The 12,039-nt window shown below is 53.4% G+C and carries 11 protein-coding genes; 1 reads left to right on the forward strand and 10 read right to left on the reverse strand.

What is annotated here, in order from left to right; genetic code table 11:
- Positions 1 to 14: 14 nt before the first annotated feature.
- From C8R31_RS08825 to C8R31_RS08855, 7 genes are all read right to left on the reverse strand, one after another.
- Positions 15 to 200, reverse strand: a complete 186-nt coding sequence (locus C8R31_RS08825) for a DUF2065 domain-containing protein (protein ID WP_107693711.1) — start codon at positions 198 to 200, stop codon at positions 15 to 17.
- Between the two features lie 173 nt (positions 201 to 373).
- A complete protein-coding gene (gene hflC, locus C8R31_RS08830) occupies positions 374 to 1,252 on the reverse strand; it encodes a protease modulator HflC (RefSeq protein WP_107693712.1) in 879 nt (292 codons plus the stop codon).
- A complete protein-coding gene (gene hflK / locus C8R31_RS08835) occupies positions 1,253 to 2,446 on the reverse strand; it encodes an FtsH protease activity modulator HflK (protein WP_107693713.1) in 1,194 nt (397 codons plus the stop codon).
- 102 nt (positions 2,447 to 2,548) lie between these two features.
- Complete coding sequence (gene hflX, locus C8R31_RS08840) at positions 2,549 to 3,733, reverse strand: GTPase HflX (protein WP_107693714.1); 1,185 nt, start codon at positions 3,731 to 3,733, stop codon at positions 2,549 to 2,551.
- Entirely contained in the window at positions 3,726 to 3,971 is a 246-nt protein-coding gene (hfq, locus tag C8R31_RS08845) for an RNA chaperone Hfq (RefSeq protein ID WP_025040529.1), read from the reverse strand. Before hfq ends, hflX begins: the two co-directional genes overlap by 8 nt.
- A 538-nt stretch (positions 3,972 to 4,509) precedes the next feature.
- Complete coding sequence (locus tag C8R31_RS08850; RefSeq protein ID WP_107693715.1) at positions 4,510 to 5,508, reverse strand: cytochrome-c peroxidase; 999 nt, start codon at positions 5,506 to 5,508, stop codon at positions 4,510 to 4,512.
- A 290-nt stretch (positions 5,509 to 5,798) separates the two neighbouring features.
- Complete coding sequence (locus C8R31_RS08855; RefSeq protein ID WP_107693881.1) at positions 5,799 to 6,362, reverse strand: RNA pyrophosphohydrolase; 564 nt, start codon at positions 6,360 to 6,362, stop codon at positions 5,799 to 5,801.
- Positions 6,363 to 6,612: 250 nt separating this feature from the next.
- Between C8R31_RS08855 and C8R31_RS08860 the strand changes: the two genes are divergently transcribed.
- Positions 6,613 to 8,328, forward strand: coding sequence for a proline--tRNA ligase (locus C8R31_RS08860; RefSeq protein WP_107693716.1), 1,716 nt, complete (start codon positions 6,613 to 6,615; stop codon positions 8,326 to 8,328).
- Between the two features lie 71 nt (positions 8,329 to 8,399).
- Here the strand turns inward: C8R31_RS08860 and C8R31_RS08865 are convergent, their stop codons facing one another.
- The 3 genes from C8R31_RS08865 to C8R31_RS08875 all read right to left on the reverse strand — a co-directional run bounded on the left by C8R31_RS08865 (position 8,400) and on the right by C8R31_RS08875 (position 11,805).
- Entirely contained in the window at positions 8,400 to 8,909 is a 510-nt protein-coding gene (locus C8R31_RS08865) for a TlpA disulfide reductase family protein (RefSeq protein WP_107693717.1), read from the reverse strand.
- A 21-nt stretch (positions 8,910 to 8,930) separates the two neighbouring features.
- The gene (locus C8R31_RS08870) at positions 8,931 to 10,160 is read right to left on the reverse strand and encodes a YihY family inner membrane protein (protein ID WP_107693718.1); all 1,230 of its coding nucleotides are present in this window, start codon (positions 10,158 to 10,160) and stop codon (positions 8,931 to 8,933) included.
- A 112-nt stretch (positions 10,161 to 10,272) separates the two neighbouring features.
- Complete coding sequence (locus C8R31_RS08875; RefSeq protein ID WP_107693719.1) at positions 10,273 to 11,805, reverse strand: 2-isopropylmalate synthase; 1,533 nt, start codon at positions 11,803 to 11,805, stop codon at positions 10,273 to 10,275.
- Between the last annotated feature and the right edge of the window lie 234 nt (positions 11,806 to 12,039).

Raw genomic sequence — 12,039 nt, forward strand, 5'->3', positions numbered from 1 at the left:
GCTATCCGGCAGGGTTATTTCACGAGGTAAAGCAGAAGCAACCCTGCCAGCATAGAGGTCAGGCCGATAAAACGAATCTGATTGTCACCGATCTCGGCCAGCTTCTGAAAGGTCTCGCGCCAAAAGCCAGGCACCAAAAATGGCAGTAGCCCCTCTAACACAAGCATCAGAGCTAATGCCATTAATAAAGTGTCCAGCATGCGACTACAGGCCTTCAGGGTACAAATGCAATTTTTATGAGATGCGTGGCGAAAGAGAAAAGCCACGAATGGCGCGGCCCGCCTCTTAGCTGGGCTCCACTAATAGCCCGCTTGGCGCCGGCACCCTCTGCGATTGAAGGAAGCGCTCGCCTCAAGCCTTTGGATACAAATATCTATTTGACGGGCCGCCCAGCGTTTTTCATGTACTTGAAAAACTCCGCGTTAGGCTCCAGGACCAGCATGTCGCCCTTGTTCTTGAAACTCTGTTTGTAGGCCTCCATGCTCCGATAAAAGGCATAAAATTCAGGGTTAGCCTGGAAGGCGCCAGCATAAATTGCCGAGGCCTTGGCATCGCCTTCACCTTTTGCCTCCTGAGCCTGCCGGTACGCTTCCGCCAGGATGACTTCTCGTTGCCGATCCGCATCCGCGCGAATCTTTTCTGATTCTGCGGAACCGGTGGACCGTAATTCGTTTGCCACGCGTTTCCGCTCCGCTTCCATCCGGCGAAACACCGATTCGCTCACTTCCTGCGGCAGATCCACTCGTTTCAGGCGGACATCCACCACCTCAACCCCAATTTTGCGGGCGTCGGCGTCAGCTTTCTGGCGCATGATCTCCATGATTTTATCACGCTCGCCTGAAACCACGTCATGTACCGTCCGGTTCCCGAATTCATCGCGGAGACTGGAATTCACCGTTTGGGCGAGGCGGGTTTGCGCCAGCATTTCATCGCCACGGACACTGACGTAATACTGCTTTACGTCAACAATGCGCCATTTCACGAACAGGTCGACCAGGACGTTCTTTTTTTCCGAAGTAATGAATCGCTCCGGCTCGGCTGTATCCATGGTCAGAATACGTGAATCAAAGTAGCGCACGTTTTGGGCCAGAGGAATCTTGAAATACAGTCCGGGTGATGTCTTGACATCTACCACCTCACCCAACTGAAACAGGATTGCCTGTTGACGCTGATCCACGATATACAATGAGGAACTGGCCACGAGCAACAGCGCAACGAGAACGCCCAATAGCGTCGAGGTATAGTTTTTCACTTATCTTGTCTCCCGTTCGCGGCCACGGAATGCTTCTCGTGTGCGAGCCGCGCTGTCAGGCACAGCTTCCTGCATGGAAGCGGCCGGCAGCTCTGGCACTGGACCAGCGGGGGTGGATGGTCCGCTCATCTGTATCAGTTTATCAAGGGGCAAATACAATAAATTGTTGCCTCCTTTCTGATCGACCATGATTTTGCTCGTGTTGGAAAGCACCTGTTGCATCATATCTATATAAAGCCGATCGCGGGTGACAGCTGGAGCCTTGCTATATTCAACGAGGACCTGCTTGAAGCGGTTCGCCTCACCCTCGGAACTGGCGATAACGCGTTGCTTGTATCCCTCCGACTCTTCCAGCAGGCGGGCCGCGTTACCCTTGGCCTTTGGAATTACGTCGTTGGCGTAGGCCTGGCCTTCGTTTTTCTGCCGCTCCCTGTCCTGCCCCGCTTTAACCGCATCATCGAACGCGGCCTGTACCTGCTCCGGCGGTTGCGCGTTTTGCATGGTTACTTTGCTGATCGCAATCCCGATCTTGTACCTGTCGAGAATTGACTGCATCAATTCAGTCGCTTTTGCCGCTACCTGCTCACGTCCTTCATAGAGCACGAAATCCATTTTGCTTTTGCCGATAATCTCCCTGATTGCGGTTTCCGCGGCCTGCAACACGGCGTTTTCCGGTTCACGGTTGGTAAACAGGAACTCCTCGGGATTCTTGAGAATGTATTGCACGGCAAATTGAATATCAATGATGTTTTCGTCATCGGTCAACATCAGCGATTCCTTAAGTACTTTGCTCCTCACGTTATTTCGATATCCGATCTCCACCGTACGCACCTGGCTCACATTTACAGCTTCAACAATCTCGATGGGATATGGCAGATGCCAGCGCAGGCCAGCCTGGGTACTCTCGACGTATTTACCGAACCGGAGAACGATACCTCGCTGACCTTCGTTCACAATATAAAATCCACTGCCTATCCACAACAGCAGAAGCAGTCCGACAAGTAAACCAATACTTCCGCCATAGCGCCTGGGGCCACCGCCACCCCCTTCACCGCCCCCTGACCCGCTGCCGCCATTACCCTTGCGTTTGAAGAGGTTATTCAGCTTCTTGTTGAAGTTGCGCCACAGTTGATCCAAATCAGGTGGACCGGAATTGCCTTTTTTTCTTCCCCACTGAGGATCGTTTAATCCCATGATGATTCCTATAATTCTGCTTAATGTAGATCAGCTATAAACGGTATGGTGGAAAACCCGAACCAAGCTATCTTACGTAGCGCCCTTCGGTATATTGCCGTGTTATGCGCGCTTCTCCACCAAGGAGGCTTCCGGGGAAAGCTGATGCTCATAGCCATGCAAAGTGCGTCCTGCAACTGCCTCGGAGAGGGCGAGCTTGAGCCACTCCAACCCCTCGCCGGTTTTGGCGCTCAGCCGCACGTGTGCGATTCTACCATACTCATCACGCCCATATCCCGCCGCACCCGACGATAAATCGGTGACATCTATCTTGTTCAACAACAGTATTTGTGGAATGGAATCGGCTCCGATTTCCTTCAATACCTTGTTTACCTCGTCGATCTGCTCAGTCCGGTTGGGGCTGCCTGCATCCACAACATGGAGCAACAAGTCCGCCTGAACCGTTTCTTCCAGAGTGGCACGAAACGCGGCGACGAGCGTATGGGGCAGGTCGCGGATAAAACCGACCGTATCCGAGATTACGACAGATCCCTGCTCGGGTATGAATAGTTTGCGTGTCGTTGCATCCAGGGTCGCGAATAACTGATCCGCAACATATGTATGTGCACGGGTAAGTCTATTAAAGAGAGTGGATTTGCCCGCATTGGTATAGCCCACAATGGAAACGGATAACACCTGCCCGCGTTGCCTGGAACGACGCTGTAGGGCGCGTTGACATTCAAACTTCGCCAGCTTTTCTTTAAGAAGCTTAACGCGCTTGCCGAGCAAGCGTCGATCGGTTTCGAGTTGCGTCTCTCCCGGACCACGCAGGCCTATGCCGCCTTTTTGGCGCTCCAAATGGGTCCACCCGCGCACCAGACGGGTCGCGAGATGCTCAAGTTGAGCCAGCTCTACTTGTAATTTGCCCTCGTGACTTTTTGCGCGCTGGGCAAAAATATCCAGAATCAGGCTGGTGCGATCGACGACGCGGCGCCCGAGACGCTGCTCCAGATTACGTTGCTGGGCTGGAGAGAGGTCGTGGTTGAAAACAACCAGGGATGCGCCGGTCTGTTCCACCGCCGCCGTGATTTCGTCGACTTTGCCGCTACCTGCAAAAGTGGCCGGGTCGGGCCTGGACCGCTTGCCTTTGACGATCGCTGAGATTTCAAGCTGATCGCTCGTGGCCAACAGACGTAACTCTTCCAGGCTTTCGGCACTGTATCCGCCGCCAAAATCGAGGCTAACCAGTACGGCGGCATTTACCGCGGTGTGAGTGTTAAGCGTTTGCCCAGCGGGTTGGTCAAGCATCAGGTATAGCGGGAGCCTCGAATGGAATATTTACGGCCCTCGCGGGAACGACGGTGGAGATGGCGTGCTTGTACACCATCTGCGTAACCGTATTTTTCAGCAGTACCACATACTGATCAAAGGAGTCGATATGCCCTTGCAACTTGATCCCGTTTACCAGATAAATCGATACGGGTATATGCTCTTTCCGTAACGTATTAAGGAACGGGTCTTGTAATAATTGCCCCTTAGCGCTCATTGATGACTCCGTGTTTTGATTATTCAAGAGATAACTCTACTTGATTTTCTAGAGTAAATCCATATTCCTTGAAGGGGAGGATTTAGAACTGTCTTGTGGATCCAATAAGCTCGACAATTAGCCGCTGCCCAAGGCATGTGCTGGAAAATCGAACTGACCGAAACCTCATGGACATATAAGAAAAATAGCAGAAAAATCCCAGAAAGGCAGCGAGGATTAGATAAAGTTTTTGTCATGGCTGCCACCGACCGGTAGAGCCGGGCAGCCCGCCACTGTCGATCGGATCTTCCGGCCATGATCCGAGAGACAAGGCGTTCGGAACCTGCTGCTTCGGCGCCGAAATTAAAGCGGACAGGCTTGCTCCAGGTAAGGGCGACGGATGGCTTTGCAGGTGCTATTGTGCCGCAACGCAACGCAACGCCTGTCACTGTCAATGCTACCTGAACGTGTGCAGGCTACTACTATTTCTGTATCTTGAGGCCGCCCAAGCTGGGCGCAGCTTGGGCGTGATTGAAGATGCGTGGTGGAAGGCGTCGTATTAACCAAACGGTTTAGGTCTAGGCGTCTCGTTGGTTGAGGGCGGCAGAATAGGCAGTTTGAATTCGGGCTGCTTACCGGTGAGCGTCTTCAGGAACGCTACAACCTTGGCATTTTCGTCCTTGGTGAATTTGCGGCCCAGTTGCAACCGTCCCATGGTATCCACTGCTTCTTCCAGAGTCGCAGCAGCGCCATCATGAAAATACGGGTAGGTCAGCTCAACATTTCGCAATGTGGGTACCTTGAACATGAAGCGGTCCGCATCCTTGCCCGTTACCGCGAAACGGCCTTCCGCCTTGCTCTTCGTTTGATACGGTTCATGGACGCCGAACTTCTGGAATGATGCGCCGCCCACCGCTGGTCCGTTGTGACAGCTGGTGCACCCGCTTTCCTTGAATATCTTGTAACCTGCCAGTTCGGTTTGGTTAATGGCGCTCTTGTCGCCCTTGAGCCACTTGTCGAAGCGAGAGTCAGGTGTTACCAGCGTTTCCTCGAATGCCGCAATGGCATCGGTCACCGGATCGATGGTTATCTTATCCGAGCCAAATACCTGCTTAAAACGAGTCCGATACTCAGGAATGGACCGTAACACATCCACTGCCAATTCATGAGTGAATGCCATCTCCCCCGGATTTGCGATAGGGCCGCCTGCTTGTTCTTTCAAATCCTTGGCGCGACCGTCCCAGAATTGCGCAAGACTCATGCTCGAGTTCAACACTGTCGGTGAATTAATTGGTCCCTGATGCCAGTTGTGCCCGATGGAAGTCTGCAGGTTATCCGTTCCTCCCATGCTCAGATTGTGGCAGGAATTACAGGAAATAAACCCGGATTTAGACAGGCGGGGGTCAAAAAACAGCATTTTGCCCAGCTCCACCATGTTTTCATTTTTTGGTTTGGCGGCCGGAATCGGCTGGATGGGCTCATCAGCAGCAGATGCGGCCCCTGGGGCGGCAATGGTTCCAATTGATAGCAGCGATATGATCAATGCGCGCTTTATCATCGGTAATCTCCCTAAAAACGCGGCTGTAATGGCGCAGCCGATTACGCCTCACAAATTTTACCCTCTGGGTAATTGTAAACTTGCAAATAGCTCTTGCCGGCCGATGCACGGACTGAGCTCCTCAAACCCGCATAGGACGCATTATGTGGCACAAGCTTCTGAAAGCGGGGACGTGCGCCACAAATGGAAAAACTGACAATCATGGCAGCGAACACCCGCATCTGAATTTCAGATCGATCGATTCATGCCTCGAAAGCCAAAAGCGCCATACAGTAAAAAGGCCTGCCTCATCATTCACCTCGCTTGACGGGCCGGGGCGAAAGCTGTTCCTGGTTGCCGTAGGCCGACCAGCCGTAGTCGTTGCTGCAACGCGGAACGGGCGGACGGTTCAGCAGGCGCGCGAGCTCGGTTAAAGCCTGGCGATAGACCTGGCGCTTGAATTCGACTACGGAGTCCAGTTCCACCCAATATTGATTCCACCGCCAGGCATCGAATTCAGGACGCACACTTGCGCGCAGCGATACGTCACAGTCACGTCCGAGCAGGCGCAGCAGATACCAGATCTGCTTCTGGCCCTTATAGTTACCCCGCCAGTCGCGTCTTATCCACTGATCCGGCACTTCATAGCGCAACCAGTCGCGAGTACGACCGATAATCTCGACATGCCAGGGATGCAAACCCACTTCTTCGGTCAACTCACGATACATCGCCTGCTCTGGGCTCTCCCCCGGTTTAATACCCCCCTGAGGAAATTGCCACGAATCCTGTTTGACGCGCTTACCCCAAAATACCTCGTTTTTCGAATTCAGCAGAATAATACCGACATTGGAGCGGTACCCGTTACGGTCGATCATGCGATTCACCCGTTTGGTCCATCACAATAAAAGATTTTTCCACATTTTATCGCAGATTGAAAGCTGTTATCGGGCAAATCAGCGGCTTTTGGCGGACGCTCAAATGAGGAAGTAGACGTGGGTATGTCCCAGATACCACTCGAACGGTCGGCCCCTTATGCAACCTGAGGCGATTATTCGGTTGCAATAGCAAGAAGGGTATGGGCTTTTCGAGTAGAATTATGACGAGTAATCGTACATCGGGAAGCATATGCGTGTATCTAATTTTTTTGTTTCCACTCTTAAGGAAGCGCCTGCGGAAGCAGAGTTGGCCAGTCACAAGCTGATGCTGCGGGCTGGTCTTATCAAACGTCTCGGTAGCGGCCTTTACACATGGATGCCGCTTGGCTTGAAAGTTTTACGCAGGGTCGAAAATATCGTAAGAGAGGAAATGGAAGCGGCCGGCGCAATAGAACTTCTGATGCCTGCAGTGCAGCCCGCCGAATTATGGCGTGAAACCGGTCGCTGGGACGTATTCGGCCCGCAGATGTTGAAAATCAAGGACAGGCATCAACGCGATTTCTGCTTCGGTCCAACGCATGAGGAAGTGGTTACGGACATTGTTCGGCGCGAGATCAAGAGCTATCGCCAATTGCCCGTGACGTTCTATCAGATCCAGACCAAATTTCGTGACGAGATCCGGCCCCGCTTCGGGGTCATGCGGGCGCGCGAATTTGTTATGAAAGACGCCTACTCCTTCCATGCGGGTATCGATAGCCTAAACCGTACCTATCGTGTCATGCATGAGGCATACTGCCGCATCTTCGCGCGGTTGGGGTTGAAGTTTCGCGCAGTTACGGCGGATACCGGAGCAATAGGGGGCAGCAGTTCGCATGAGTTTCATGTTCTGGCGGATTCAGGCGAGGACGCGATCGCGTTCTGCCCAGATTCGGATTACGCGGCAAATATTGAAATGGCTGAGTCAAGACCCCCGGAAACGCCTCGGGGCGTGGCCAACGGCATCATGCGGAAGGTGGAAACAACGGCAAGAAAAACGTGTGAAGAGGTTGCCGAGGTTCTGAACCTTCCTGTCGAGCAAACCGTGAAAACCATCGCGGTTGTCGCCAACGGAGGAATGCACCTATTGCTTTTACGGGGCGATCACCATCTCAACGAAACCAAAGTTCGCAAAATCCCCTTCCTCTCGGATTTCAGGTTGGCCAGGGAAGAAGAGATTCGGGCAGAAATCGGCTGCGTTCCGGGATATATCGGTCCTCTCGGTCTTCGGCTTCCTGTTATCGCCGATCGTACGGTGGCGGGAATGAATAACTTCGTTTGCGGCGCGAATGAAGAGAACTACCATCTCATGAACGTCAATTTTGGCCGTGATGCAAAAGAACCCGATCATGTGTTCGACATCCGAGCCGTAGTTGCCGGGGATCCATCGCCGGATGGTCGGGGGCAACTGGAAATCTGCCGCGGTATCGAGGTAGGGCATATTTTCAAGCTGCATACAAAATATTCGGAAGCGATGAATGCCAGCTACCTTGACGAGTCCGGACAGCCACGGTTCTTAGAAATGGGATGCTACGGGATCGGGGTGTCCCGCATCGTGGCGGCGGCAATCGAGCAGAACCACGACCATCGCGGTATCATTTTCCCTCCGGCGATGGCGCCATTCCAAGTCGTCATTATTCCGATTGGCCAGCGAAAGAACGCCCAGGTGAAGGATGAAGCGGAGAATTTATACGCGGAGCTACGCAGTGCCGGCATCGAGGTTCTGCTTGATGACCGGGACGATCGACCTGGCGTGATGTTCGCCGACATGGAACTGATCGGCATTCCGCATCGCCTTGTCATCGGCGAACGAAGTCTGAAGGATCAATATGTCGAGTATCAGGGACGCGGGGACGAAAAATCTCAGGCGGTTCCTCTCCCTTCCCGAAATATTGTCGACTTGTTAAAAGCAAGAATAGGTAATAGCTAAGGCGGGTCGATGCAATAGGGGCGGGAAGGATTTTTGCACAGGCGATCTGTCCTCTACGCTTATTTTCCACGTTAGTTTTCTTTACGTTTGACGGCGGGGCCCCTATCCGTGCTTTGTGGTTTGGTGGCTGAACTCTCGCGCATGAACTCTTCCAGACTTTCGCGCGATACCAAGCCAACTTTATAAACAGCCGGGTTGCCAGAAGGATCGAATACATAGGTGGTGGGAAGCATTGACAACGGACCGATCTGCGCGGCGATCTTTCTATCCCCCAATACAATGGGATAGGGGATGGACATGGATTTGACGTACTTCAGCACGGTCTTCGGATCGCTATAATCCATTGCTATACCGATCACCATTACATCATTCCGACTCTGGTAGAGTGACACCAAATCGGGAATTTCCTTCAGGCAGGGCGGACACCAGGTCGCCCAGAAATTTATTACCACCCACTTGCCCTTGTAATCCGATAGCGTAAGCTTTGTGCCGGTATGATCGGTAAAAGTAAAACCTTTGGCGTGAACGCCGGTCGACAGGGACAGCAACATGCAAAACAGGATAACGAAATAGCGCATCATTTTTTCCAGAGAGGACGTTTTCTAGTTCACGGGAGTATTGATGGGAGACGGAGCAAAAAGTCGCGACAGTGGTAGATTCATTTTATCGTTCATCCCGGCCGTGATCTCGTCAAGCAACTGCTCCAGCCTTGCATTGCCGGCCGCGGCTGCGCGCGCGGCTTCGGGACGAAACGTGAAGAGGCGATAAATATCAGCGACCGTGATTTTCGCGGGATCGAGTATCAGAACCCATCCCCCTCCTTTTACCTGACGCACGAGATCCGCCCCGCCCATGAGCTCGAGTACCGGCTCCATCTCTTCCAAGCTGAGGTCAAGTCGTTCGCGGAGCGTGGAGTATGTTTCCACTTTACCGCTGCTAAATCCTTCTGCAAGCACTTGCAGCACGCGTAGCGCGTCGAAGAACTGCTTACCCTGAGCTGTTGCGCCGCGCCGCCACTCGCCGAAGCGCCAGCTTGAAAGCGACGCGGCGATTACCGCGCCGAGCAACACCATGAGCCACGATAGGTAAACCCATAGCAAGAAAATGGGGATAGCGGCGAATGCGCCATAGACAGCCTGATACGTGGGGAAGTGGGTGACATAGGATGCAAATCCCTGTTTCATGATTTCGAATCCCACAGCTGCGGCCACTCCCCCTGCGACGGCATGGCGCCATGAAACTAGTCGGTTCGGCACGATGAGATATGCGATGGAGAAAGCAATACTCGTCAGTATGATCGGCGCAAGTTGCAGAAGCACAACGTTGATGGCTGGAACGTCCTGAGCGAGACCCATCGAAACGCCGATCAGCCAGGAGGTCAGCGACAGGCTGGCGCCAATCAATAGCGGCCCGATGCTCAGCGTGGCCCAGTAGATCAACAGGCGGTGCAGGAGCGGGCGCAACCGCGGCACACGCCAGATGGCATTTAGTGCCTTATCGATGGTGAGCATGAGCGCGAGCGCTGTCGCGCCCAGAAAAGCCGTTCCAATCGCCGTCAACCGTACCGCATTGTCAGCAAATTGCTGCATGTAGACTGCGATCGCCTTGTTTGCCGCTTCCGGCACCATGGTTGTAAGAAGAAATATTTTTATCTGGCTGGAGTAATCGGTAAATGCGGGAAATGCTGCTACGATCGATAATGCGATGGCGATCAGCGGCACCAGTGAAAGCAAAGTTGTAAAGGTGAGGCTTCCGGCCACCTGCGTGCAGTTGTGTTGAACGAAGCGGGCGAGAACATAGCTGGCGAAATCCAGAGGCCTGGAGGATTTCATGAGTTGTCAGGCTGCCTGATAGGATTGCGAAAAGAACTCATTGCGCCCTTGCCTCGAACAGCACGATCCCGTCGGGTTGATGGGGATTGTGTTCCGCCGGGCAAATCCTTGTTTACACTTGCGGGTGAGCCCGCTCCAGCTTGCTGTGAAGCTTGTTGAGGGCGCTGAGATAGGCTTTGGCGGAGGCCACCACAATGTCGGTATCGGCGCCGTTACCATTGACGATACGGCCTGATTTCTGCAATCGCACAGTAACCTCGCCTTGTGAATCGGTCCCGCTGGTGATAGCGTTAACCGAGAATAACTGTAATTCAGCACCACTCCCCAGTATCTTTTCTATTGCGCGAAAAGTGGCGTCTACGGGGCCGCTGCCATCCGACTCGGCACGCGATTCCCTGCCTTCTTCGGCGATTACGATGCTCGCGTGAGGCATTTCCCCGGTCTCGCTATGAGCCGTCAGCGATAATAACTTGTAGTGTTCATGCAAGGTCATGGCGTCATCCGAAATCAGCGCATACAGGTCCTCATCAAAGATGTCATGCTTTTTGTCCGCCAGTTCCTTGAAACGCATGAAGGTCGTGTTAAGCGCTTCCTCCGACTCAAGCTCGATCCCAAGTTCCGCTAAACGGCTGCGAAAGGCATTGCGCCCGGAGTGCTTCCCAAGCAGCAATTTATTCGCGCCCCAGCCAACATCTTCAGCCCGCATGATTTCATATGTTTCGCGGTGCTTTAACACGCCATCCTGATGTATACCGGACTCATGAGCGAATGCGTTGGCGCCAACGATCGCCTTGTTGGGCTGCACCGGAAAGCCGGTTATGCCCGATACGAGTTTGCTTGTCGGTACGATATGCACCGTATCAATTCGGGTATCGCACTCAAAGTAATCCTGTCGGGTTCGCACCGCCATGACGATCTCTTCAAGCGAAGCATTGCCAGCCCGCTCCCCGAGGCCATTTACTGTGCATTCCACTTGTCGCGCGCCGTGAGAGACCGCCGACAACGAGTTGGCCACTGCCAGGCCGAGGTCGTTATGACAATGCACCGAGAACACCACCTTGTCCGAAGCCGGAATACGCTCGCGTAAGGTGTGGATGAGCTTTCCAAATTGCTCCGGCATCGTGTAGCCCACGGTATCCGGAATATTCAGGGTCCTGGCCCCCGCGTTAATGACCGCCTCGAGTACCCGACAGAGAAAACTTATGTCGGAGCGGCCGGCATCTTCCGGCGAGAATTCTACATCATCCGTATATTGACGCGCCCACTTTACCGCTTTCACTGCTTGTTCCACCACATGGTCTGGAGACATCCGCAGTTTCTTCTCCATATGAATTGGCGAGGTGGCTATAAACGTATGAATACGTGCTGAACTGGCCCCCCGCAAAGCCTCGCCGGCGCGTTTGATATCCGCTTCTATTGCCCGGGCCAGGCCACATACCGTGCTGTCCCTGATCGAGTCAGCCACAGCCTTAACCGCCTCGAAGTCGCCATTTGAAGCGGCGGGGAAGCCTGCTTCAATTATGTCCACGCGCATGCGTTCCAGCTGCCGTGCAATCCGCACCTTCTCCTCTTTTGTCATGGAGGCGCCGGGGCTCTGCTCCCCATCGCGAAGCGTGGTGTCAAAAATAATCAAATGTTCTTTCAAAGGCTTTCTCCGTTTCCGAAAGAATACTCGAACTATGAAACAGAATCCAGAAACAGATTCCGAGGGGGAAAAACGTTAGGACGGGCAGGGGAGGAGAGTTAGCGCGCGGGGCGCAGCAACGGCCTTGAAAGTTGCTGCCGGTACCACTGGAAAGTGGCAGGAGAAAAACAGCTGGGATGTTCCATGGAACAAATATAAAGGCTTTCCAAGGTTCATGCAATAGTAACCGTGGCC

It is taken from the genome of Nitrosospira sp. Nsp2, from assembly GCF_003050965.1.
Lineage (GTDB): Bacteria > Pseudomonadota > Gammaproteobacteria > Burkholderiales > Nitrosomonadaceae > Nitrosospira.

Bases quoted from the DNA above. Each gene is read 5' to 3' on its own strand.
- hflX (WP_107693714.1), bottom strand. From the start codon at position 3,733: ATGCTTGACCAACCCGCTGGGCAAACGCTTAACACTCACACCGCGGTA.
- C8R31_RS08825 (WP_107693711.1), bottom strand. From the start codon at position 200: ATGCTGGACACTTTATTAATGGCATTAGCTCTGATGCTTGTGTTAGAG.
- C8R31_RS08855 (WP_107693881.1), bottom strand. From the start codon at position 6,362: ATGATCGACCGTAACGGGTACCGCTCCAATGTCGGTATTATTCTGCTG.
- C8R31_RS08850 (WP_107693715.1), bottom strand. From the start codon at position 5,508: ATGATAAAGCGCGCATTGATCATATCGCTGCTATCAATTGGAACCATT.
- hfq (WP_025040529.1), bottom strand. From the start codon at position 3,971: ATGAGCGCTAAGGGGCAATTATTACAAGACCCGTTCCTTAATACGTTA.
- C8R31_RS08870 (WP_107693718.1), bottom strand. From the start codon at position 10,160: ATGAAATCCTCCAGGCCTCTGGATTTCGCCAGCTATGTTCTCGCCCGC.
- hflK (WP_107693713.1), bottom strand. From the start codon at position 2,446: ATGGGATTAAACGATCCTCAGTGGGGAAGAAAAAAAGGCAATTCCGGT.
- C8R31_RS08860 (WP_107693716.1), top strand. From the start codon at position 6,613: ATGCGTGTATCTAATTTTTTTGTTTCCACTCTTAAGGAAGCGCCTGCG.
- C8R31_RS08865 (WP_107693717.1), bottom strand. From the start codon at position 8,909: ATGATGCGCTATTTCGTTATCCTGTTTTGCATGTTGCTGTCCCTGTCG.